Below are 22,323 nucleotides of genomic sequence, written 5' to 3' on the forward strand. Positions count from 1 at the left end.
TGTGTGGGTGGTGCGGTGCTCCGGGGTAGTGTCGCTATCCTCTCCGTGGGCGGCGTCAGTGGGGTAGAAGGGACCGGCCCGGCCGCGGCCCCCTCCTCGGACGCGAGATCGAGCAGCGCAACGACCTGGTCGAGGTCGTGCTGCGGCTGCGGAAACGCGGCGTCGCCGAGCCGTCCCTGGAGGCGTGGGCGCGGGCCGCGGCCGGGCGGTGGCTCGCCGGCAAGCAGCTCGACGCGCATCTGACGCGCAGCCCCGAACTGCGCGCCGCGCTGCGCGATCTCCTCGCGGAAGACGGGAGGTGAGCGCGTGCATCCGATCGTCGTGCTGCTGCTGATCGCCGTGTGGCTGGGCGCCATGTGGCTCGGGTTCATGTATGTGTTCCCCGTGCTGTTCGCCGCGACGCTGGTCGTCGCCGGGGCCGCCGCGCTCGGCGTGTACTACCTGCACGCGTGCCGGACGCTCGCGCCGTCCAGCCTGGAGGGCCCGTCGCCGGTCGCCGCGCCGGACGTCGCCTACCGGCACTACCTGCTCGGCCAGGTGTGGCGCGACTGGTGGACGATCAGCCGGACGGTCGTCCCGCAGGTGTACCGGACGGCCCGCGGCATCGTCGTGCGGCTGACCCGGACGCTCCTCGGCGGCCCGTGGGGGTTCTTCGTCTTCCCGGTCTGGCTGGCGCTGTGCGCGGGCATCGTCGCCGCCGCCGTCCCCGCGTCGGTGTTCGTGCTGGCGCTGACCGTCCTGTACGGGGTCGTCGCGGCGATCGGGCTCGCGGCGTGGGGGACGTGCGCGCTCGTCCTGGCGGCGGTGGAGCGCAGTTTCATGATGTACGGGCGGATCCTCCAGACCTGCCCGCACCCGTTCTGTTACGGGCGGATCGGCCTCCCCGAATACGAATGCCCGGGATGCGGGGCACGGCACCGGCGTCTCACGCCGGGTGCGCGCGGCGCGTTCCGGAACGTGTGCCGCTGCGGGGCGCGGCTGCCCACGACCGTCCCGCTCGGACGGTTCCGGCTGGCCGCGTACTGCCCGCACTGCGGTGGACGGCTGCCGGAACGGATCGGACGCGTCCGCGTGGAGCCGCTGCCGTTCGTCGGCGGTCCGGCCGCCGGCAAGACCACGTTCATGGTCCTCGGCATACGGGCGCTGCACGCGCGGGCCCGCGCCGTCCACGGGCGGCTCGCGTTCGTTGAGCAACGGCACGCGCAGGCGTACGCGGGCGCGATACGCGAATTCCAGCGCGGCGGACGCCTCGCCAAGACCGGCCCTGAACTCCCCCTGGCCACCATGGTGGACGTCGAACTTCCAGGGCGTGCGCGGCGCATCCTCTATTTGTTCGATCCCGCCGGTGAGCACTACACGGGTGCGACAGAGGTCGAGTCACTGCGCTACCTGGACCACAGTGAGGCGCTGCTGTTCATCGTGGACCCGTTCGCCCTCCCCCACCTGCGCCGTACCCTCACCGGCGACGAACGTGAGTTCATCGACCACGCCGCCGTGTCGTCGGAGGAGGACCCTGCCGACACCCTGCAGCGGGTGCTGAACGACCTGCGGTCACGACCGGACCAGGGGCGGCAGAAGCGGGTCGCCGTCGTCGTCACCAAGACCGACCTGCTCGTCCGCACCGAGATCGGCCGCTGCCTGGACGGCGACACCGACCTGCGCGAGTGGCTCGGACGGGTCGGCCTCGGCAACACCGTCCGCACCCTCGACCAGGTCGCCGCGCAGGTGCGGTACTTCGCGTCCGGCCTGGCCACCGAGTCGGCGGACGTCGCGGACCTGCTCGGCTGGGTGACCGGGCTCGGCCCGTCCGGGACGTCCAACGGCGACGCTCCCCTCACCGACGCCCCGCAGGAACCGCCGGGGACGTCCCCGCTGCGCGCCCCCTGGCCGGTGCGCGGGCGCGGGGCGGCCCGCGTTCCCGTCGGCTACCAGGTCGGACGCTGGGCCGTGCTCTCCGGGGTGTCGGCGCTGACCGTCGCCACCGTCACCGGAGCCGTCATCGCCGCGGCCGAACGATTCCCGTTCTGACCCGAAGGTGACCGACGCCACTTCCTGACATGGAAGATAACCGACCGTCGTCGCCTTGAACCCTCTCGGAACGCTTCCCCGCTTGAGAGGCACGCCATGACGACGACCGCGCCCCCGCTGACCCTTGACGCCGCCGCGCAGGACCTGCTGTTCCGCGAGGCCCGGACCGCGAACACGTTCTCGTCCGAGCGCTGTGTTTATTGCAGTGCCCTCGGCGGTCGGGCCTTGGGGGCCCTCCCTTCAACGGGCACTGCGGCGATCGCTGCATCGCTCCGACTCGCCTAGCGGCTCGCTGCGCGATCAGGTTCTCGCAAGCTCGAACCTGGCTTCGCACGCGATCGCACGCATTGAGGTTGTGGATGGCTGGTGCTGACGGCTGAGGTCGCCGTACCCGTGCAGGTCTATCACTCGGGTGCTGCGATCACCGCACAGCAGGGGATCGACGCCTCAATGAGCAAGCCGACCCACGCGCCGCGATCACGATCGATGCATCGCCGGAGACCTGAACTCGCCCTCAGTGCTGCCACCTGGCCGGTCTTGGCACACGGAATCCTCGGAAGGGAGTTCCTACGAGGGCGACCTTCAGCCCATCGCTGTGATCAACGAAAACGCTGCCTGAACGATGCATGAGATTCACTCACGGGGTGCTCGGACGCGTGGTTCGCCCAGACCCCCGCGGCTCGACTACGACCAGGTGGTCACTACTGTTTGAGCCCGTTCGATCCCGAGTCCGCCCGGCCGTGTCCGCACGGCCGGGCGGCTCGTCATCTCTGGAGACCCCATGACGCAGACGGCCGACCCGCGCGCCGGAACCTCCCCGGCCGGGCCGCAGAACCGGCGGCTCGCGCTGATCTTCCTGCTCGGCGCGCTGACGGCCGTCGCGCCGCTGTCGATCGACATGTACCTGCCGGCGCTGCCCTCGCTCACCGAGGACCTGTCGACGGGCGCGATGCAGGCGCAGCTCACGCTGACGGCGTGCGTCGCGGGCCTCGCCATCGGGCAGGCGGTGGCGGGGCCGCTGAGCGACCGGCTCGGACGGCGCCGGCCGCTGCTGTTCGGCCTCGCCGCCTACGCCGTCGCGTCGCTGCTGTGCGTCGCCGCGCCGACCGTGGAGACGCTCATCGCGCTGCGGCTCGTGCAGGGCGCCGCCGGGGCCGCCGGGATCGTGATCGCGCGGGCGATCGTCCGGGATCTCTACGACGGGGTCGCGGCGGCCAAGTTCTTCTCGGTGCTGATGCTGGTCAACGGGCTGGCGCCGATCCTCGCGCCGGTGTTCGGCGGGCAGCTGCTGCGGGTCATGCCGTGGCCGGGCGTGTTCGCCGTCCTCGCCGGGATCGGCGTGGCGCTGTTCCTCGCCGCGCTGGCGGGGCTGAAGGAGACGCTGCCGCCCGAGCGGCGCGAGACGGGCGGGCTGCGCGCGACGGCGAGCACCTTCCAGTCGCTCCTGCGCGACCGGACGTTCGTCGGGTACGCGCTCACGATCGGCCTGGCGTTCGCGGCGCTGTTCACCTACATCTCAGGCTCGCCGTTCGTGCTGCAGGACATCTACGGGCTCTCGCCGCAGGCGTTCAGCCTCGCGTTCGGCGCCAACTCGCTCGGGATCGTGGCCGCCGGGCAGGTCGGCGGCCTGCTCGCCGGGCGGCTGCCGCTGCGGCGGCCGCCGCCGCGGGGCTCGCGATCGTCGCCGGGCCGGATCGGGCTGCTCGTCGCGGTCCTCGCCGGGGCGGGCCTGTACGGGGTGCTACCGGCGCTGTTCCTGGTGGCGACGGGCCAGGGCCTGATCCTGCCGAACGCCACGGCGCTGGCACTGTCGGGACGTCCGCCGCGGGTGGCGGGGAGCGCGTCCGCGCTGCTCGGCGTCGCGCAGTTCACGCTGGGCGGCGCCGCCGCGCCGCTCGCCGGGGTCGCCGGGCCGGACACCGCCGTCCCGATGGCGGTGTCGATCGCCGCCCTGTCGCTGCTCGCAGTGGCCGTCACTGCCACCGCCACAAGACCCCCGAAGGTTGCGTCACAGAACTGACGTTGCATACGGTCGAAGCGTGATCGTTCGCATCGGCAGTGCTTATTGCTTCGCTCTCCTCCTTCGGGCCTTGGCGGCCCTCCATCGTCGAGCAAAGCGGCGATCGCTGGCATCGCTCCGGCTCGCCTAGCGGCTCGCTGCGCGATCGGTTTCTCGCGAGCTCGAAACCGCCTTCGGACGCGATCGCAACGCTGAGGTCAGTGCAAGTTTGACTTAAGGACGTCCTAGTTGAGGTCGTTGCGTGGTTGCGGCGGTGGTTGCTGTAATCGTCCAGACGAGTGCTATGCCTGCCACGTAGCGCTTGACTCGAAGACGGACCGCTGCCGACATTTGATTTCGATGCGGGAGCGCTGCAAGCAGCAGCTTTGGGAGTGCGGCGGGAGGAACGGGCGTCGATCACTCGGGAGGCGCTGCCGCTAATGCGCCGCATCTGGCCGAGGACGCGGTCCCCACACCACCGTCCCGCTCCTTCCGGCGCCGCCCGGGTCAACCGGTCAGTGCTCCATGTACGGGATGGGCGTCCGTCCGAGCGGAATCGCGCGCCCAGACCGGGCGACTGCCGGGTGGATACCCGCGGCGTTCCCAACCACAGCAACCAGCATCGTCCGCACCCGCCGCCCAACTCCGCAACTAGGACGACCAGGTCTTTCTACACTCCCATCAACCTCCTGGGCCGTCCCGCCAGCGAGTTGTCAGTCTTACCGTCTCAGCCAACCGATGACCCCAGGCAGGACGTCCTTAAGCTCAGCCCGCACTGACCTCAGCGTTGCGATCGCGTCCGAAGGCGGTTTCGAGCTCGCGAGAAACCGATCGCGCAGCGAGCCGCTAGGCGAGCCGGAGCGATGCCAGCGATCGCCGCTTTGCTCGACGATGGAGGGCCGCCAAGGCCCGAAGGAGGAGAGCGAAGCAATAAGCACAGCGCTGCATCTCCAGACGCGGCGCTAATCCAGGGCTGCCAGGACAAAGCCGGCGACCTCGTCCGCCAGCTGTTCCGCCGTCTTCGGGCCGTCCGGGCGGTACCAGGACGGCATCTGGTTGACCATGCCGAGCGCGACGATCGTGACGGTCTCGGCAGGCGTGGCGGTGCTGAACACGCCGTCCCGCTGCCCCTGCTCGACCAGGTCGCGGAACGCCTCGTGGTAGCGGCGGCGGTCGGCGCGGACCGAGCGCATCCGGGCGTCGTCCAGGCGGTCCTTGTCGCGGGCGAACACCTTCGCCTCGTCGATGTGCCCGGCCGTGCTGCGGATCAGCCCGGTCAGCACCGCGTGGACGGCCTCGCGGGGCGGCAGCCCTTGCGCCAGCACGGCGCCGAGGTCGGCGAGCTGGCGGGCGATCAGCGAGTGGTAGATCTCGTAGAGGAGATCGTCCTTGGAGTCGAAGTAGTGGTAGAGCGCGCCCTTGGTGACCTCGGCCGCCTCGACGATGCCCTGCACGGACGTCCCGTCGAAGCCGCGCTCGGCGAACATGCGGAGCGCGGCGTCCAGGATGCGGCGCTCCACCGCGCTCTGCCGGACGGGCGCCGACTGCTCCGGTACCGGTACCGTGTCCGTCACCTGGGCACCTCCTTGGGGAGCAAGGCATTGACGCGGGTGCGTCCGTGGCTTAGCTTGCCAGAAACCGACCGGTCGGTATGCACCCGGCGGCGCGAATTCCCGAGGAGAGCCGATGCCCGCAGTAGAGACCGTCCGCGGCCCCGTCGACGTCACCGGCCTGGGACGCACGTACATGCACGAGCACGTCTTCGTGCTCAGCACCGAGAACGTCGAGAACTACGGCGCGGGCGACTGGTGGGACGAGGAGGAGAAGGTCGCCGACGCCGTCGCCAAGCTGCGCGAGCTGGCCGGCCGGGGCATCACCACGATCGCCGACCCGACCGTGTGGGGGCTCGGCCGCTACATCCCGCGCATCCAGCGGATCGCCGAGCAGGTGCCCGAGCTCAACATCATCGTCGCGACGGGCATCTACACCTACAACGACATCCCGTTCCAGTTCCACTTCCGCGGCCCCGGCACGATGCTGGACGAGGGCCCTGACCCGATGATCGCGCACTTCACCCGCGACCTGACCGAGGGCATCGCGGGCACCGGCGTCAAGGCCGCGTTCCTCAAGTGCGCGATGGACGCCCCCGGCCTCACCCCGGGCGTCGAGCGGATCCTGCGGGCCGTCGCCGGGACGCACCGGGAGACGGGCGCGCCGGTCACCGTGCACACCGAGAGCTCGATCCACGCGGGCCGGACGGTCGTGGACATCCTCGGCAAGGAGGGCGTCGACCTCACCAAGGTCGTCATCGGGCACGCGGGCGACAGCAACGACCTCGACTACCTGATGGAGCTGGCCGACACCGGCGCGATCCTCGGCATGGACCGGTTCGGCCTCGACATCATCAACCCGACGCAGCACCGGGTCGCGACCATCGCGTCCCTGTGCGAGCGCGGGTACGCCGACCGGATCGTCCTCAGCCACGACGCGAGCTGCTTCATCGACTGGTTCGGGCCCGACCCGGCGACCGTCCCGGCGATGCAGCCGAACTGGAACTACCGGCACATCAGCGACGACGTCCTGCCCGCGCTGCGCGACGCCGGCGTCACCGGCGCCCAGCTCGACCAGATGCTGGTCGAGAACCCCGGGCGCTACTTCACCCGCTGACCGGCGGCGCGGCGGTGCCTCCTCCGCATTCCGGACTATTTCCCATGAATCGGGAATCATCGGAGGAATCTGCGGGAGGAGGCACCGAGGTGAGCGAATACCGCGTGCGCCGCGGCGTCCGTGCCGCGATACCGATGCTCCTGGCCGCGCTGCTGGCCCTGCTCGTCCCCGGCTGCCGGGTGATGGAGACCGGCGGGACCGAGGACGTCCCGCCCCCGGTCAAGACGACCGCGACCAAGCAGTCCAAGCCCAGCGGACGCAAGCCGGGCGTGGTCAACATCGAGACGGAACAGGACCTCAACGGCACCCGCGCCGCCGGGACGGGCATCGTGCTCACCCCGGCCGGGCTGGTGCTGACCAACAACCACGTGATCAAGGGCGCCACCGCGATCAAGGGGACGGACACCGACAACCGCCGCGGCTACCCCGCGGAGGTCGTCGGCTACGACCGGACGGGCGACATCGCGGTGATCCGGCTGACCGGCGCGGCCGGGCTGAAGGCCGCCGCGTTCGCCTCCGCGTCCGGGGTGAACGTCGGCGACGTGGTGACCGCCGTCGGCAACCAGGGCGGCAAGGGCGGGGCGCCCACCGTCGTCACCGGGAAGGTCACCGGGCTGGACGAGTCCGTCACCGCCCGCGACGACAGCAGCGGCACCTCCGAGCGGCTCACCGGGCTGATCGAGACGAACGCGCCGATCAAGCCCGGCGACTCCGGCGGCCCCCTCCTCAACACCGCCGGCAAGGTCATCGGCATCAACACCGCCGCGTCCGCCGGGCAGTCCACGAAGGGGACGCAGGAGAAGAAGAACCACCGCGGCTACGCCATCCCGTCCGACCGGGCGCTGGAGATCGCCCGGCAGATCCAGCGCGGCGAGGCGTCCTCGACCGTGCACATCGGGCCGACGGCGATGCTCGGCGTCAAGGTGCGCTCCAACGGCCGCTCCCCCGGCGCGCTCGTCGCCGAGGTCGTGCCCGGCACGCCCGCCGAAACCGCCCGCATCCCGGTCGGCGCCGTCATCGTCACCTTCGGCGGCGACGCCGTGGACTCGCCGTCCACCCTGACCGCGCTGATGCACGCGCGTCACCCGGGTGACACCGTCCGCATCGAGTGGACGACCCGCCAGGGCCGCCGCCTCGGAACCACGCTCCGCCTGACGGAAGGCCCGCCCCAATAGCGGCGCCCGGCGTGCGACAGTGGGAGCAGCCGCCGACACGAGGAAGTGTTCCCTATGACGCGCAAGGCGCCCGCCGATGATTTCGACGACTCGGGGCTGGAGGTCGGGAAGCCGAAGACGTGGGCGGCGGGCGTTCCGGGGGTCACGGCCGCGCTGCGCCAGTCGTACGAGCAGATGGGCGTCCGGCGGACGGCGCTGACGCTGCTGCGCGTCAACCAGAAGAAGGGGTTCGACTGCCCCGGATGCGCGTGGCCGGAGGGCGACCACCGGCACGTCGCCGAGTTCTGCGAGAACGGCGCGAAGGCCGTCGCGGAGGAGGCGACGACGCGGCGCGTCACGCGGGAGTTCTTCGCCCGGCACACGGTCGCCGAACTGGGCGAGCGGTCCGACCACTGGCTCGGGCAGCAGGGCCGGCTCACCGAGCCGATGGTGAAGCGCGCGGGCTCCGAGCACTACGAGCCGATCGAATGGGACGAGGCGTTCGGGCTCCTGGCGTCCGAGCTGAACGCCCTCGACTCGCCGGACGAGGCCGTCTTCTACACCTCCGGCCGGACGAGCAACGAGGCCGCGTTCGCCTACCAGCTGTTCGCCCGCGAGTTCGGCACCAACAACATGCCGGACTGCAGCAACATGTGCCACGAGTCGTCCGGGTCCGCGCTGAGCGAGACGATCGGCATCGGCAAGGGCTCGGTCCTCCTGGAAGACCTCTACAAGGCCGACCTCATCTTCGTCGTCGGCCAGAACCCTGGAACGAACCACCCGCGAATGCTCTCGGCCCTCGAAAAGGCCAAAAAAGAAGGCGCCCGGATCATCGCCGTGAATCCCCTGCCGGAGGCGGGGCTGATGCGGTTCAAGAACCCGCAGCGCCCGTCCGGGGTGACCGGTCAGGGCACGATGCTCGCCGACCGTTTCCTGCAGATCCGGCTGAACGGCGACCTTGCGCTCTTCCAGGCCCTCAACCGCCTGCTGCTCGAATCGGACGCACCCGGCGCCCTCGACCGGGAGTTCCTCGACACCCACGCGCACGGCTTCGAGGCGTTCGAGAAGCACGTCCGCGCGCTCGACTGGGACGACGTCCTGGAGGCGACCGGCCTGACCCGCGGCGAGATCGCCACCACGCTCGCCGACGTGCTCACTGCAAAAAGGATCATCGTCTGCTGGGCGATGGGCCTCACCCAGCACCGCAACTCGGTGCCGACGATCCGCGAGATCGTCAACTTCCTGCTGCTGCGCGGCAACATCGGCCGCCCCGGCGCGGGCGTCTGCCCGGTGCGCGGCCACTCCAACGTCCAGGGCGACCGGACGATGGGCATCTGGGAGAAGCCGAAGCCCGCATTCCTGGACGCCCTCGCCGCCGAGTTCGGCTTCGAGCCGCCGCGCGAGCACGGCCTGGACACCGTGGACGCGATCCGCGCCATGCGCGACAGGAAGGCCAGGCTCTTCCTCGGCATGGGCGGCAACTTCGTCCGCGCCACCCCCGACTCGGCCGTCACCGAAGCCGCCCTGCGCAACTGTCGGCTGACCGCGCAGGTCTCCACGAAACTCAACCATTCCCACGCGGTGACCGGCGAACTGGCGCTGATCCTCCCGACACTGGGCCGCACCGAACGCGACGACCAGGACTCGGGCCCGCAGTTCGTCTCGGTAGAAGACTCGATGGGCATGGTCCACGCGTCCCGAGGCCGCCTCGCCCCCGCCTCGGAGCACCTGCTCTCCGAGGTCTCCATCGTCTGCCGCCTGGCGAAGGCGGCACTCCCCGCCTCACGCATCGGCTGGGACGCGATGGAGCGCGACTACGACGTGATCCGCGACCACGTCTCCCGCGTCGTCCCCGGCTTCGCCGACTACAACACGCGCATCCGCGAACCGGGCGGCTTCACCCTCCCCCACGCCCCCCGCGACGAGCGGAAGTTCCCCACCGCCACCGGCAAGGCCAACCTGACGGTGAACGACCTGGAGGTCCTCCGCGTCCCCGAAGGACGTCTCCTCCTGCAGACCGTCCGCAGCCACGACCAGTACAACACCACCATCTACGGCCTCGACGACCGCTACCGGGGCGTCAAGGCGGGCCGCCGCGTCGTCTTCGTCAACCCGGCCGACCTGTCCGGCCTAGGCATCGCCGACGGCGCGATGGTCGACCTCGTCTCCGAATGGTCGGACGGCACCGAACGCCGCGCCCCCGGCTTCCGCGTCATCTCCTACCCGACCGCCCCCGGCTGCACCGCGGCCTACTTCCCGGAAACGAACGTCCTCGTCCCCCTGGACAGCACCGGCAAAGTGAGCAACACCCCAACGTCCAAATCCGTGACCATCCGCCTCGAACCCGCCTGACGGGTCCGTGCCGGGCGCGGGTCGCGGGGCGGGCGGGGGCCGGTTTAGGCTCTGGGCATGACTAATCTGCCCGAGCCGTCCGGGATGCCGGCGGCGCCGGAGATGCGGGCCGGTGACGCTGATCGGGAGCGGGTCGCGCAAGTGTTGCGGGACGCGGCCGGCGACGGGCGGCTGACGCTCGGCGAGCTGGACGAGCGGCTGGACGCGGTGTACGCGGCGAAGACGTACGGGGAGCTGGCGCCGCTCACCCGCGACCTGCCGGCGGCGGGGACGTCCGCGCCGCCGGTGCCGCTCGGCGGGACGGACTGGCGGCCCGTGGCGGGCGCGCCGTCCTGGAAGGTCGGCATCGGCGTCATGAGCGGGTTCAACCGGACCGGCGTGTGGAACGTGCCCCGCAAGTTCACCGCGTTCGCGTTCTGGGGCGGCGGCAAGATCGACCTGCGCGAGGCCCGGTTCGACGAGGGCACCGTGACGATCCGGGCGCTGGCGATCATGGGCGGGTTCGAGGTCATCGTGCCCGACGACATCACCGTGCACGTCAAGGGGCTCGGCATCATGGGCGGGTTCGACCAGCGGGCGAGCGGGCCCGGCGTGCCCGGCTCCCCCACGGTCGTGGTGAAGGGCTTCGCGTTCTGGGGCGGCGTCGGGGTGAAGCGCCGCAAGCGCAAGGCGCAGAAGCGGATGGAGCGGGAGCGCCGCGAGGAGCTGGAGCGGGGCGAGTAGCGCTCAGCCGGCGGCGATGCGGTCCAGCCATTCGCCGAGCATCGCCTTGAAGGGCCTGACCGCCGGCAGCGGAACCACGGCGCTCAAGACGCCTCGCTCATCGGCAGGAGCTGGACGTTGAGCTGCATCGCCAGAGCGGCCGCATAACGTTCCAGCATGGGGATCGTGGGCATGGTCCCGCCCGCCTCGAACCTGGCGACCGCCGGCTGGTGCAGACCCGCCCTCTCCGCGAGTTCAGCCTGCGTGAGACCCAGCTCCTCACGGCGCTCCCGCACCGCCGCATGGCCCGCACCGCCCTGGCCACCTCGCGTTGCTCGCGCATCTGCTGTTTCCGGAAGACGGTCAGCAAAATGTTATCGCCCCCAACGTCCAGCGGGCAGCGTTCCGTGAACTTAATTGCACGCTCAGTGACGAGAGTAGGATGCGCTCATGCGCAGCGCCGTTCTTTCCGCCGCGGGCAAGCCGCTGGAGATCGTCGAGCGCGCGGTGCCGCGGCCCGGTCCCGGCGAGGTCCTGGTCAAGGTCACCGCGTGCGGGATGTGCTTCTCCGAGGTCAACCACCTGCGCGGCCACTACCCGTTCGGGACGTTCCCGGCCGTCCCCGGGCACGAGATCAGCGGCGTCGTCGAGGCGCTCGGCGAGGGCGTCCACTGGCCGGGGGTCGGCACCCCGGTCGGCACCGGCTGGATCTACGGGTCGTGCGGCCACTGCGACTACTGCGTGCGCGGCGACCAGATCCTGTGCACCGGGGCGCCCAAGCAGGTCACGGGCGTCAACACCGACGGCGGCTACGCCGAGTACTTCGTGGGCCGCGCCGGGTTCGTCACCCCGCTGCCGGACGGCCTGGACCCGGTCGCCGGCGCGCCGCTGATGTGCGCCGGGATCACCGCGTTCAACGGGCTCCGGCACGCCGGCGCCGCCGCCGGGTCGAAGGTCGCGGTGCTCGGCACCGGCGGCGTCGGCACGATGGCGCTGCGGTTCGCCGCCGCGATGGGCGCCCGCGTCGCCGTCGTGTCGCGGTCGCGCCGGGCGGAGGAGCAGGCCCGCGGATTCGGCGCCGAGCTGTTCGTCGCGACCGCCGAGCAGGACCCGGCCGAGGCCCTGCAGGCGTGGGGCGGCGCGGACGTGGTGGTCAACTCCGCGCCCGACACCGCGACCGGCCTCGCCGCGTTCGGCGGCCTGCGCCCCGACGGCACCCTGCTCTACCTCGGCATGGGCGCCGAGAACGTCAGCGTGCCGCCGGCCGCCCTGGTGATGAACCGGGTGCGGGTGATGGGCGTGCCGTCCGGGTCGCCGCACGACCTGCGCGACACCCTCGCCTTCGCGGTGGCGCACGGGATCGTCCCCGAGGTCGCCCCGGTCACGCTGGACGAAGCGCCGCGCGTCCTCGCCGCGATGGACGAGGGCACCTACCGCGGCGACCGCGCCGTCATCACCCTCGGCTGAACCGCTTCCACGGACGTGCCCGCTCGTAGGCCGCGCAGGCGGTCATGACCAGGGCGTCGGCGTGCCGGGCGCCGACCACCTGGAGGCCGATGGGCAGGCCGTCCGAGGTGAAGCCGCACGGCAGGTTCGCGGCCGGCTGCTGGGTCATGTTGAACGGGTAGGTGAACGGGGTCCAGCTCGTCCAGCGCGGGGACGGGGAGCCCTCCGGCACCTCCCGGCCGGCCTCGAACGCGGCGATCGGCATCGTCGGGGTGAGCAGCAGGTCGTACCGCTCGTGGAACAGGCCCATCCGGCGCCCCAGCTCCATCCTGCGGGCCGTGGCGGTGAGGTACTCGACGGCCGAGTACCGCGCGCCCTGCTCGCAGATCTCCCGCAGGCCCGGGTCGAGCCGTGCCCGGTCCTCGGGAGACAGGTGCTCGATCACCTTCGCGGCGCCCGCGAACCACAGGACCTCGAACTCTTCGACGCAGTCGCCGCCCATCCCGGGATCGGCCTGCTCGACCTTCGCGCCCAGCTCGGTGAAGAACTCGGCGGCCGCGGCCACGGACGCCGCGATCTCCGGGTCGACCTCCGCGAACCCGAGGTCGGGGCTGAACGCGACGCGCAGCCCGGTCAGGTCGTCCGGCCCGGCGTCGGCGAACGGGACGTCCGGCGGCGGCAGCGCCGACCAGTCGCGGCCGTCGGCGCCGCACACCGCGTCCAGCAGCAGCGCCGCGTCCGCGACCGTGTTCGTCATCGGGCCGGTGTGCGCGAGCGTCCCGAACGGGCTCGCCGGGTAGTGCGGGATGCGGCCGTACGTCGGCTTGATCGTGAACGTGCCGGTGAACGCGGCGGGGATGCGCACCGAGCCGCCGCCGTCGGTGCCGAGCGCGAGCGGCGCCATGCCCGCCGTGACGGCCGCCGCCGCGCCGCCGGACGACCCGCCCGGCGTGGTGGACGTGTCCCACGGGTTGCGGGTGACGCCGGTGAGCGGGTTGTCGGTGACGCCCTTCCAGGCGAACTCCGGCGTGGTCGTCTTGCCGACGAACACCGCGCCCTGCTCGCGGAGCCGCGCCACCGCCGGGGAGTCCTCGTCCCAGGGGCCCGCCGGGTCGATGGTCGTGGAGCCGCGCAGGGTGGGCCAGCCGCGGGTGAGCAGGACGTCCTTGATCGAGACGGGCACGCCGTCCAGCGGGCCGAGGGTCGCGCCGCGCGCCCGGCGGCCGGCCGCATCGCGCGCCATGTCGAGCGTCGTCTCCTCGTCGACCAGGCAGAACGCGTTGTACTCCGGGTCGTCCCGCACGATGCGGGCGAGGACCGCCTCGGCGGCCTCGACCGGGGAGAGCGTCCCGGCCTCGTACGCCGCCAGCAGTTCGGTCGCGGTCAGGTCGGCCGCGTCGGCCATGGCTACCCCCTCTGATGTGAACCCACATAGCCGAGCCGCTTGTCCACGATGTTGGACAGCGGGCGGCCCGACGTGAAACGGCCGAGGTTGTCGGTGAACAGCCGGACGAGCTCGTCCCGCCAGCCGACCACGTCGCCGGACATGTGCGGGGAGACGACGACGTTCGGCATCTCCCAGAGGGGGGAGGACGGCGGCAGCGGCTCGTCCTCGAAGACGTCCAGCGCGGCGCCGGCGATCCGGCCGTCGCGCAGCGCCTTGACGAGGTCGGGTTCGGCGACCAGTCCGCCGCGTCCCACGTTGATCAGCCGCGCGGACGGGCGCATCCGGTCCAGCGCCGCGGTGTCGATCATGCCACGCGTCTGCGGCGTGAGGGGCGCCGCCAGCACGACGAAGTCGGCCTCGGCGAGCGCCTCGTCCAGCCGCTCGATCGGGAGGACGGTGCCGAGGTCGGGGTCGGCGTCGCGGGCGGTGCGGCCGGCGCCGGTGACGGCCAGCCCGGCGGCGGTGAGGCGGCGGCCGATGGCCCGGCCGATCGGCCCGGTGCCGACGACGAGCGCGCGGGCGCCGGTGATCCGCTCGGTCTCGCGGTGCCGCCAGCGCCGCTCGGCCTGCAGCCGGAAGGTCGTGTGCAGATCCTTGGCGAAGGCCAGCACGAGCCCGAGGACGTACTCGGCGATCGGCTCGTCGAAGACCCCTCGCGAATTGGTGACAACCGTGTCCCCCTCGACGAGGGCCGGGAAGAGCAGGCGGTCGACGCCGGCGCTCGCGATGTGCACCCAGCCGGGCCCGCCCTCGGCCGGCCACGCGCCCGCGAGCGCGTCCGACAGGAAGTCCCACATGAAGAGGGCGTCAGCGCCCGGCAGGGCCGCTGCCAGCTCTGATTCGCGCACGTACCGGACGCGCGCGAGGCCCTCCGCGTCCGCCATCCCGCGCGGGTGGACGTCCCCCACGAGTACCACCACGTCAGGCGGCCCACCGGCGGCGTGCAGAACAGGCTCCATCGGCGTCACTTCCGGAATGTGCGGAGTTTACGTGAAGGCAACTCGGGGAGGCATTGACACGCTAGGAAGCGTTCGTAGGATTGTCAACAATCAGCGCGGTGCACCGCGGCCCCGGTTCACCGCACTGGAACGTGTGCTGCAAGACCGTCGCAACCGTTGCCATCGCACAGGCCATGACGGATCCCAGAGCGCTCTAACGGAAGAGTCCTTCGGGTGGCGACGCTCTCGCCCACCCCTGTTCACGGGGAGGTCCAGCATGCCCAAGCTCATGACCATCACACTGGAGCGTCGTGGCGTCTCATGCGTCGCGGAGCTGCTGGAAAAGGACGCGCCGCGGACGTGCGAGGCGGTGTGGAACAGCCTGCCGCTCGGCGGCGACGCCTACCACGCCAAGTACGCCCGCAACGAGGTCTACACGATGGTCGAGCGGTTCTCCGAGGACGAGGTCGGCCTGGAGAACCCCACCATCACCCCGATTCCGGGCGACGTCGTCTACTTCTCCTTCGCGGGCGGCATGCTCGACCGCAAGTTCAAGGAGGAGAAGAACATCCACGCGCTGCCCGGCGTCATCGACCTCGCCATCTTCTACGGCCGCAACAACCTGCTGCTCAACGGGGACGTCGGCTGGGTGCCCGGCAACGTGTACGCGACGATCGTCGACGGGCTCGACCGGATGGCCGAGGCGTGCAACGACGTCTGGCGATCCGGCGGCGTCGGCGAGCGTCTGGTCTACAGCCGTGCCGAGTCCTAGAGCGGTGGCCTCGCAGATGACATTCGACCCCACGCTGGTCGTCGGCCCCGAGCTGCTCGCCCAGCACGGCATCGGGGTGGTCGCGCCGTTCGACTTCGCGCTCGACCGCGAGCTGTGGCGGTGGACGCCCGACGACGTGTCGCTGTTCATGACCCGGCTGCCGTACGTGCCGGTCCCGGTCACCGTGGAGATGGCGTCCGCGCTGTCGGACCAGTCGATCGTCCGGCAGGCGACCCGGGACGTGCTCGCGCCCGAGCCGCTCGCGGTCGCCTACGCCTGCGCGTCCGGCAGCTTCATCCGCGGCAAGGCGGGCGAGCTGGAGCTGCACGAGTCGATGCTGATGGCCGGCGCGCCCGTGTCGACCACGACCTCGGGCGCGCTGGTGGAGTCGCTGCGGCTGCTCGGCATCTCACGCATCGCGGTCGTCACGCCGTACATAGACGCCGTCACCGACCGGCTCGTGTCCTTCCTCGGCGAGTACGGGATCGAGGTCGTGTCGTCGGTCGGGATGGGGCTGCTCAGCCACATCTGGAAGGTCGGCTACGGCGAGATCGTGTCGGCGGTGTCGACGGTGGACGGCCCCGAGGCCGAGGCCGTCTTCATCAGCTGCACGAACGTGCCGACCTACGACATCATCGCGCCGCTGGAGCAGATGATCGGCAAGCCGGTGCTGACCGCCAACCAGGTGACGATGTGCTCGGCGCTGCGCGCGATGGGCCGCTCCGCGGCCGGTCCCGGGCAGTCGCTGGTGCAGCTCGCGCCGTCCACGGCGGCCTGACGGAAATGGAATCCATGATCCGCGAAGGTAGGGTTGTCGACGACATGCGGCAGAACGTGGTGAGTGCCGGTTTCCTGTACCCGGGCTACAGCGCCGAGGACGATTACCCCGCCATCGAGCGAGCCCTGCGGAGTTCGGGACTGGGCGGGGCCCGCCTCCCCGTCGTGCACACGCTCATGCGCGAGGACGCGCACCGCGTCGACGCGCTGCTGGACATCGGCGGCGAGGACGTCCTCGGCGAGGGCGCCCGCGCACTGCGCGACCTGGGCGTCCAGGCCGCCGTGTGGGCGTGCACCAGCGGCAGCTTCGTGTTCGGCTGGGACGGCGCCCTGCAGCAGGTCGCCGGTGTGCGGGAGGCGGCGGGCGTGCCCGCGTCCAGCACGTCGTTCGCGTTCGTGCACGCGGCGCGGGCCCTGGGCGTGACGCGGGTCGCGATCGCCGCGACCTACCCGTCGGACGTCGCCGAGCGGTTCGTCGCGTTCCTCGGGCACGCCGGCATCGAGGTGGTGGCGCTGTCCTGCCGGGGCATCGTCACCGCCGCCGAGGTCGGCACCCTCGGGCGCGACGAGGTGCTCGCCTTCGTCGCGGCCAACGACCATCCGGACGCCGAGGCGGTGCTGGTGCCCGACACCGCGCTGCACACCGTGTCCTGGCTCGACGAGCTGGAGGCGCGGACCGGCAAGCCGGTCCTGACCGCCAACCAGGTGAGCGTGTGGGAGGGGCTGCGGCTCGCGTCCGGTCCCGGGGGACTCCCGCCGCGCACCAGGCTGGGCCGGCTGTTCGCCGCCCCGGCCGCCGTCCCCGCCGGGCTCTCCGAGCAGGGACGACATACCTGGCAGCTATGACGAAAGGGGCCCGCGGCATGGGCCGATTGGGTGAGCTGGAACCTGTCCCCCGCAAGTCGACCGTCGAGATCGTCTCGGACGAGCTGCGCTCGGCGATCATGTACGGGTCGCTGGAGCCCGGCGCGCAGCTCGGCGAGGCCGACCTCGCCGGGCGGCTCGGCATCAGCCGCGGCCCGCTGCGCGAGGCGATGCAGCGGCTCGTCCAGGAGGGGCTGCTGGTCAGCGAGCCGCACCGCGGGCTGTTCGTGATCACGCTGGACGAGGGGGACGTCGAGGACGTCTACCTCGCCCGGCTCGCGATCGAGCGGGAGGCCTGCAAGCTGATCATGGAGCGGAACCGCGGCGAGGCGGTGGCGCGCCTCACCGAGGCCCTGGACGCACTGGTGGACGCGGCGCGGCAGCGCGACCGGGTCGCGATGAGCGACGCCGACCAGGCGTTCCACGAGGTGCTGGTCAGCTCGTCCGGCAGCGCCCGGCTGGAGCGGATGGCGCACACGCTGCTGGTGGAGACCCGCATGTGCCTGAACGCGCTGCAGGACACCTACCCCGAGCCGTCCGACCTCGTCGAGGAGCACCGCCGCCTCGTGGACGCGATCGGCGACGGCGAGGAGGAGCGGCTGCTCGGGCTCATCGAGGAGCACATGACCGACTCCATCCGCCGGCTCCGCGCGTCGTAGCGGGGCCGCCCCCGGCGCTGGACATCCGGGCCCGGGGGCACCTACATTGCAGATTGTCGACAATCTACCGGAGGGACGCCATGGCGACGCTGTCACCCCTGCTCAAGCAGGCCACCCCCGTCCTGGCCGAACGCGGCGAGGGCGTGTACCTGTACGACACCGCCGGCCGCCGGCACCTGGACTTCACCGCGGGCATCGGCGTCACCAACACCGGCCACTGCCACCCGCGCGTGGTCGAGGCGGCGCAGAAGCAGGTCGGCACGCTGATCCACGGGCAGTACACGACGGTCATGCACGAGCCGCTCCTGCGGCTGGTCGACGCGCTCGGCGACGTGCTGCCCGAGGGCCTGGACTCGCTGTTCTTCCTCAACAGCGGCAGCGAGGCCGTCGAGGCGTCCATCCGGCTGGCCCGGCACGCCACCGGGCGGCAGAACCTCGTCGTCTTCCACGGCTCCTTCCACGGCCGGACGATGGGCGCCGCCGCGCTCACCACGGCGGGCACGAAGTTCCGCGCGGGCATCGGCCCGCTGATGCCGGGCGCGGCCATCGCACCGTTCCCGCAGGCCTACCGGTACGGCTGGTCCGAGGAGGAGGCCACCCGGTTCGCGCTGCGCGAACTGGACTACCTGCTCGTCACCGCGAGCCCGGCGTCCGACACGGCCGCGTTCATCGTCGAGCCCGTGCTCGGCGAGGGCGGCTACATCCCGGCGCCGCCCGCGTTCCTGGAGGGGCTGCGCGAGCGCGCCGACCGGCACGGCATCCTGCTGATCATGGACGAGGTGCAGACCGGGTACGGCCGCACGGGCCGGTTCTGGGGCCACGAGCACTCGGCCGCGCGTCCCGACGTCCTCATCACCGCCAAGGGCCTGGCCAGCGGCTTCCCGCTGTCGGCGATCGCGGCGCCGGCCGCGCTGATGGAGAAGGCGTGGCCCGGTTCCCAGGGCGGCACCTACGGCGGCAACGCGGTCGCCTGCGCGGCCGCGCTGGCGACGCTCCAGGTCATCCAGGACGAGGACCTCGTCGGCAACTCCGCCCGGCAGGGCGCCCGGCTCAACGACGGCCTCCGCAAGGTCGCCGCCGACCACCCGGAGATCGGCGACGTGCGCGGCCTCGGCCTGATGCAGGCCAGCGAGTTCACCACGTCCGAAGGCGAGCCCGACGCGGCCGCCGCGCAGCGGGCGCACAAGGCCGCCGCCGAGCACGGCCTCCTGCTGCTGACCTGCGGGGCGCACGGCAACGTCGTCCGCATGATCCCGCCGCTGATCGTCACCGAGGCGCAGATCGACGACGCCCTCGACCTCTGGTCCAGGTCCGTCACCGACGCGGTCGGCTGACCACGGCGAAGCGGCGCCCGGGGCTCCCCCGGGCGCCGCTTCCACCTGTCAGCCGAGCGGGTTGCCGCAGTTGATGGGCCAGTACGGGCCCCAGATGTCGAGCGAGTTCAGCACGAACTTGATCGCCACCGGGTCGAAGGCGATGCCGACGTGCGCGTTGGTGTCGTTGGCGCACTTGTCCTGCAGCAGGACGTTCTGCGCGTTCGAGCCGTTGAGGAACGCCGAGGTGTAGGGCGTGACGACCTCGTCGTACTTGGTGGCGAGGACGATGTAGGTCGGGCCGGGCACCGTGTCGCCGCCCGCGTTGAGGTTCTTCAGGAAGTCGGAGTCGGTGATCTGCTGCCCGGCCGCCGGCGCCGCCTTCACGACCGCCTGCGTGATGCCGAGCAGGCTGCCCAGCTGCACGAGGCCCGACAGGCTCGTGCCGTGGTTGGACGGGACGAGCCCGACGAGCTTGTTGACCTTCGCGGCCCCGCCCAGGAACTTCATGTAGTAGCGGGGCATCATGCCGCCCTGCGAGTGCCCGACCATGTCGACCTTGGACGCGCCGGTCGACGCGAGCACCTTGTCGACGAACGCCGACAGTTCCCCGGCCGACGACGGAATGTCATAGATCCCCTGGATGGGGCCGTCCTTCGGGCCGCCGTAATTGAGGGCGTAGACGCAGTATCCGGCCTTCTTCAGCGCCGGTGAAAGTTTCTGCCAGTTGAACGCCATGTTCTCGAACGTCCCGTGCACGAGCACCACCGGGCGGGGGTGCCAGAACGACGGCTTGCATTTCCAGTCGTTCGCGCCGTCCGGGCTGGTCTCGGCGTGCGCGGCGGGTGCGACCAGGCCCGTCGTCGCCAGGACGGCCGCCGCCGCGGCGGCCGTGGCCGCCCATGCCCGGAGTCGTCTGAAACGCATGTGAATCTCCCTCGTGAGGGCACGCCGAAGAGAGGCCGCGGCCCGCACGAATTCGGCCGGACCCGGCCGCTCATCGACGTGATGATCGGGGGTGGAGTTCCCACAACGTACGACCGCTTTCCGGCACGGTCTTGTGGAACGACCGCCGGTTACCCGGGAGAAATTGTCAGCCGACTCACAATCAGATCAGCCCGCATATCGCTTGACCTGGGGCGGGGTCAGGCCTGGGTGACGGCGCCTTCCTTCAGGAGAGTCTCGGTGTCGTCGAAGCCCAGGTCGTCCAGGATGGCGCGGGTCTGGCCGCCGGGGAGGGCGGGGACGCCGTCCGTCGAGGTGGTGGTGCGGGAGAAGCGCGGCGCCGGGGCGGGCTGGCGGTGGCCGGCGAGTTCGGGGAAGACGTCGCGGGCGGTGTTGTACGGGTGCTCGGCGGCCTCGTTCATCGACAGGACGGGCGCCACGCAGGCGTCGCTGGGGACGAAGACCTCCGTCCATTCGTCGCGGGTCTTCGTCTTGAAGACGGCGGCGAAGCGCTCGCGGAGGACCGGCCAGGCGCTCTGGTCGTTCTGGTCGGGGAGGTCCTCGCCGTCGAGGCCGAGGCGGCGGAGGAACTCGGCGTAGAACTGGGACTCGATGGCGCCGACGGCCATGTGCCGCCCGTCGGCGGTCTCGTAAACGTCGTACCAGGGGGCGCCGGTGTCGAGCATGTTGACGCCGCGGCGGTCCTGCCAGAGGCCGCTCGCGAGGAACGCGTGGATGAAGGTGGACAGGTGCGCGGTGCCGTCCACGATCGCGGCGTCGACGACCTGGCCGCGTCCGCTGGTCTTGGCTTCGAGGAGGGCGGACAGGACGCCGACGATCAGGTACATGCTGCCGCCGGCGAAGTCGCCGAGCAGGTTCATCGGGACCTGCGGCGGGCCGCCGGCGCGGCCGATGGCGTGCAGCGCGCCGGTGATGGCGATGTAGCCGACGTCGTGGCCGGCCGTGTGGGAGAGGGGGCCCTCCTGGCCCCAGCCGGTCATCCGGCCGTAGACGAGCTTGGGGTTGCGGGCGAGGCAGTCGTCCGGGCCGATGCCGAGGCGCTCGGTGACGCCGGGCCGGAAGCCTTCGAGGAGGACGTCGGACTTCTCGGCCAGGCGGAGGACGACCTCCTTGCCCCGCTCGCTCTTCAGGTCGATGGCGATCGACCGCTTGCCCCGGTTGCTGAAGTCGGTGCCGCCGGAGGCCGCGCCGTCCCGGACGGCGGAGGCGCGGTCGACGCGGATCACGTCGGCGCCGAGGTCGGCCAGCAGCATCGCGGCGAACGGCCCGGGCCCGATCCCGGCCAGCTCGATCACCCGTACTCCGGACAGCGGCCCCTTGCCCATCTGCGACTCCCTGAATGTCGTTCGGTCCCCCTAGTGTGCACCATTCGGGTAAGCGGGTGCTGACGCGGGTCAGCGGGCGGTGAGGGCGACCGGTGTCTTCGGCGTGCCGGTGGCCACGAGGAGGCGCTTGCGCGTCGTCGAGCGGCGGACGCCGTCGGCGTGCGGGACGAGGCCGCGTCCGGCGGCGGCCAGGTAGTACCAGCGGTCCGACGGCGCCTGCCACCAGGTTCCGCTGACCGGGCGGTCGGCGTCGCAGGCGCCGGTCGACCGGGTCTCGGCGCCGAGCAGCGTCGCCTGCGCTGTACTTCCGCCCTCCGCGTACGTCAGCCGGGTGCACACCCAGTCGGCGGCCTTCCCGCCGTGCGGCAGCTTCCCGGACCAGAAGTCGAAGGCCATCGCCTGGGACACGGGACGGGACGGACGCGTCGCGCAGGCCAGCCGGTTCCAGGTCCTGCGGCCCTGCCGCCCGAGGCGTTCCGGCCGGTCGGCGCGGGGATGCCAGGCGGGCGAGTGGTAGGTGAGGACGGCGGCGCGCGGGCCGCCGAGGTCGCCGACCGTCCGGGAGCCGAGGTGGAAGAGCGGGCCGCGCCCGCAGTCGGTGTCCGCGCGGGCGGGGGACGTCACGCCGCCCGAGACCGCCAGCGGGTCTCCGGTGAGGGTCTCGGGCCGGCCGTCCCAGGGGGCGAGGAGGTAGCGTCCGCCGCCGAGGGCGATCGGGGCGGACGGACCGGTGCCGGCGGGGACGACGTCCAGCCGGCCGGGCGGGTAGCGGGCCAGCCGGTCGCCGCGCCGCATGACGGCGAGCGGCGTGCCGTCGAGGCGGCCCGCGTAGAGGAGCTGGGGCTGTCGCGCATACACATCCCCGAGCGCACGAGACGGACTCCGCTATCGCAAGTCGTCTCCACGTTGGAAAA

The 22,323-nt window shown here is 71.8% G+C and carries 20 protein-coding genes; 13 read left to right on the plus strand and 7 right to left on the minus strand.

What is annotated here, in order from left to right:
* Positions 1 to 137: 137 nt before the first annotated feature.
* The 3 genes from HUX53_RS23295 (at position 138) to HUX53_RS23305 (ending at position 4,048) form a co-directional block, all read left to right on the plus strand.
* Positions 138 to 302, plus strand: a complete 165-nt coding sequence (locus HUX53_RS23295; RefSeq protein WP_176405353.1) for a hypothetical protein — start codon at positions 138 to 140, stop codon at positions 300 to 302.
* A gap of 4 nt (positions 303 to 306) precedes the next feature.
* Positions 307 to 2,028: a hypothetical protein gene (locus tag HUX53_RS23300; RefSeq protein WP_176405354.1), complete on the plus strand. Its 1,722-nt coding sequence runs from the start codon at positions 307 to 309 to the stop codon at positions 2,026 to 2,028.
* Between the two features lie 781 nt (positions 2,029 to 2,809).
* Complete coding sequence (locus tag HUX53_RS23305; RefSeq protein ID WP_176405355.1) at positions 2,810 to 4,048, plus strand: multidrug effflux MFS transporter; 1,239 nt, start codon at positions 2,810 to 2,812, stop codon at positions 4,046 to 4,048.
* Between the two features lie 941 nt (positions 4,049 to 4,989).
* On the opposite strand, the gene HUX53_RS23310 is transcribed toward HUX53_RS23305, so the two are convergent.
* Entirely contained in the window at positions 4,990 to 5,601 is a 612-nt protein-coding gene (locus tag HUX53_RS23310) for a TetR/AcrR family transcriptional regulator (protein WP_309237391.1), read from the minus strand.
* 112 nt (positions 5,602 to 5,713) lie between these two features.
* Between HUX53_RS23310 and HUX53_RS23315 the strand changes: the two genes are divergently transcribed.
* The 4 genes from HUX53_RS23315 to HUX53_RS23330 all read left to right on the plus strand — a co-directional run bounded on the left by HUX53_RS23315 (position 5,714) and on the right by HUX53_RS23330 (position 10,923).
* A complete protein-coding gene (locus tag HUX53_RS23315; RefSeq protein WP_176405357.1) occupies positions 5,714 to 6,694 on the plus strand; it encodes a phosphotriesterase in 981 nt (326 codons plus the stop codon).
* Positions 6,695 to 6,783: 89 nt separating this feature from the next.
* A complete protein-coding gene (locus HUX53_RS23320; protein ID WP_309237392.1) occupies positions 6,784 to 7,869 on the plus strand; it encodes a trypsin-like peptidase domain-containing protein in 1,086 nt (361 codons plus the stop codon).
* A 54-nt stretch (positions 7,870 to 7,923) separates the two neighbouring features.
* Positions 7,924 to 10,200, plus strand: a complete 2,277-nt coding sequence (locus tag HUX53_RS23325) for an FdhF/YdeP family oxidoreductase (RefSeq protein ID WP_176405358.1) — start codon at positions 7,924 to 7,926, stop codon at positions 10,198 to 10,200.
* Between the two features lie 57 nt (positions 10,201 to 10,257).
* Positions 10,258 to 10,923 carry a DUF1707 domain-containing protein gene (locus HUX53_RS23330; RefSeq protein WP_255205546.1) on the plus strand — a complete coding sequence of 222 codons (666 nt, stop codon included), beginning with the start codon at positions 10,258 to 10,260 and terminating at the stop codon, positions 10,921 to 10,923.
* An 83-nt stretch (positions 10,924 to 11,006) separates the two neighbouring features.
* Here HUX53_RS23330 and HUX53_RS23335 read toward each other — a convergent pair whose 3' ends face one another.
* Complete coding sequence (locus tag HUX53_RS23335) at positions 11,007 to 11,198, minus strand: helix-turn-helix domain-containing protein (protein WP_176405359.1); 192 nt, start codon at positions 11,196 to 11,198, stop codon at positions 11,007 to 11,009.
* A 154-nt stretch (positions 11,199 to 11,352) separates the two neighbouring features.
* On the opposite strand from HUX53_RS23335, the gene HUX53_RS23340 reads away from it, so the two are divergent.
* Positions 11,353 to 12,369 (plus strand): alcohol dehydrogenase catalytic domain-containing protein, encoded by a 1,017-nt coding sequence (locus HUX53_RS23340; RefSeq protein WP_176405360.1) that lies wholly within the window; start codon positions 11,353 to 11,355, stop codon positions 12,367 to 12,369.
* On the opposite strand, the gene HUX53_RS23345 is transcribed toward HUX53_RS23340, so the two are convergent.
* The gene (locus HUX53_RS23345) at positions 12,356 to 13,753 is read right to left on the minus strand and encodes an amidase (protein WP_176405361.1); all 1,398 of its coding nucleotides are present in this window, start codon (positions 13,751 to 13,753) and stop codon (positions 12,356 to 12,358) included. The two genes, HUX53_RS23340 and HUX53_RS23345, sit on opposite strands and share 14 nt — an antisense overlap.
* 2 nt (positions 13,754 to 13,755) lie before the next feature.
* Entirely contained in the window at positions 13,756 to 14,679 is a 924-nt protein-coding gene (locus HUX53_RS23350; protein ID WP_255205549.1) for a D-2-hydroxyacid dehydrogenase, read from the minus strand.
* A 343-nt stretch (positions 14,680 to 15,022) separates the two neighbouring features.
* Between HUX53_RS23350 and HUX53_RS23355 the strand changes: the two genes are divergently transcribed.
* The 5 genes from HUX53_RS23355 to HUX53_RS23375 all read left to right on the plus strand — a co-directional run bounded on the left by HUX53_RS23355 (position 15,023) and on the right by HUX53_RS23375 (position 19,139).
* On the plus strand, positions 15,023 to 15,505 hold the full coding sequence (locus HUX53_RS23355; protein WP_176405371.1) for a DUF3830 family protein: 483 nt from the start codon (positions 15,023 to 15,025) through the stop codon (positions 15,503 to 15,505).
* Between the two features lie 16 nt (positions 15,506 to 15,521).
* Positions 15,522 to 16,283 carry an Asp/Glu racemase gene (locus tag HUX53_RS23360; protein WP_176405363.1) on the plus strand — a complete coding sequence of 254 codons (762 nt, stop codon included), beginning with the start codon at positions 15,522 to 15,524 and terminating at the stop codon, positions 16,281 to 16,283.
* Positions 16,284 to 16,339: 56 nt separating this feature from the next.
* Positions 16,340 to 17,128 carry a maleate cis-trans isomerase gene (locus HUX53_RS23365; RefSeq protein WP_176405372.1) on the plus strand — a complete coding sequence of 263 codons (789 nt, stop codon included), beginning with the start codon at positions 16,340 to 16,342 and terminating at the stop codon, positions 17,126 to 17,128.
* Positions 17,129 to 17,145: 17 nt separating this feature from the next.
* A complete protein-coding gene (locus tag HUX53_RS23370; RefSeq protein WP_176405364.1) occupies positions 17,146 to 17,805 on the plus strand; it encodes a GntR family transcriptional regulator in 660 nt (219 codons plus the stop codon).
* Positions 17,806 to 17,885: 80 nt separating this feature from the next.
* Positions 17,886 to 19,139 (plus strand): aspartate aminotransferase family protein, encoded by a 1,254-nt coding sequence (locus HUX53_RS23375; RefSeq protein ID WP_176405365.1) that lies wholly within the window; start codon positions 17,886 to 17,888, stop codon positions 19,137 to 19,139.
* A 48-nt stretch (positions 19,140 to 19,187) separates the two neighbouring features.
* Here HUX53_RS23375 and HUX53_RS23380 read toward each other — a convergent pair whose 3' ends face one another.
* The 3 genes from HUX53_RS23380 to HUX53_RS23390 form a co-directional block, all read right to left on the minus strand.
* Positions 19,188 to 20,045 (minus strand): triacylglycerol lipase, encoded by an 858-nt coding sequence (locus HUX53_RS23380; protein WP_176405366.1) that lies wholly within the window; start codon positions 20,043 to 20,045, stop codon positions 19,188 to 19,190.
* 218 nt (positions 20,046 to 20,263) lie between these two features.
* Entirely contained in the window at positions 20,264 to 21,409 is a 1,146-nt protein-coding gene (locus HUX53_RS23385) for a CaiB/BaiF CoA-transferase family protein (RefSeq protein WP_176405367.1), read from the minus strand.
* Positions 21,410 to 21,478: 69 nt separating this feature from the next.
* Positions 21,479 to 22,267, minus strand: coding sequence for a hypothetical protein (locus HUX53_RS23390; protein ID WP_176405368.1), 789 nt, complete (start codon positions 22,265 to 22,267; stop codon positions 21,479 to 21,481).
* Positions 22,268 to 22,323 lie beyond the last annotated feature (56 nt).

It is taken from the genome of Actinomadura sp. BRA 177 (assembly GCF_013372625.1).
Taxonomy (GTDB): domain Bacteria; phylum Actinomycetota; class Actinomycetes; order Streptosporangiales; family Streptosporangiaceae; genus Spirillospora.

Bases quoted from the DNA above. Each gene is read 5' to 3' on its own strand.
- HUX53_RS23350 (WP_255205549.1), bottom strand. From the start codon at position 14,679: ATGGCGGACGCGGAGGGCCTCGCGCGCGTCCGGTACGTGCGCGAATCA.
- HUX53_RS23325 (WP_176405358.1), top strand. From the start codon at position 7,924: ATGACGCGCAAGGCGCCCGCCGATGATTTCGACGACTCGGGGCTGGAG.
- HUX53_RS23360 (WP_176405363.1), top strand. From the start codon at position 15,522: ATGACATTCGACCCCACGCTGGTCGTCGGCCCCGAGCTGCTCGCCCAG.
- HUX53_RS23380 (WP_176405366.1), bottom strand. From the start codon at position 20,045: ATGCGTTTCAGACGACTCCGGGCATGGGCGGCCACGGCCGCCGCGGCG.
- HUX53_RS23315 (WP_176405357.1), top strand. From the start codon at position 5,714: ATGCCCGCAGTAGAGACCGTCCGCGGCCCCGTCGACGTCACCGGCCTG.
- HUX53_RS23305 (WP_176405355.1), top strand. From the start codon at position 2,810: ATGACGCAGACGGCCGACCCGCGCGCCGGAACCTCCCCGGCCGGGCCG.
- HUX53_RS23340 (WP_176405360.1), top strand. From the start codon at position 11,353: ATGCGCAGCGCCGTTCTTTCCGCCGCGGGCAAGCCGCTGGAGATCGTC.
- HUX53_RS23330 (WP_255205546.1), top strand. From the start codon at position 10,258: ATGACTAATCTGCCCGAGCCGTCCGGGATGCCGGCGGCGCCGGAGATG.
- HUX53_RS23370 (WP_176405364.1), top strand. From the start codon at position 17,146: ATGGGCCGATTGGGTGAGCTGGAACCTGTCCCCCGCAAGTCGACCGTC.
- HUX53_RS23355 (WP_176405371.1), top strand. From the start codon at position 15,023: ATGACCATCACACTGGAGCGTCGTGGCGTCTCATGCGTCGCGGAGCTG.
- HUX53_RS23345 (WP_176405361.1), bottom strand. From the start codon at position 13,753: ATGGCCGACGCGGCCGACCTGACCGCGACCGAACTGCTGGCGGCGTAC.
- HUX53_RS23375 (WP_176405365.1), top strand. From the start codon at position 17,886: ATGGCGACGCTGTCACCCCTGCTCAAGCAGGCCACCCCCGTCCTGGCC.
- HUX53_RS23385 (WP_176405367.1), bottom strand. From the start codon at position 21,409: ATGGGCAAGGGGCCGCTGTCCGGAGTACGGGTGATCGAGCTGGCCGGG.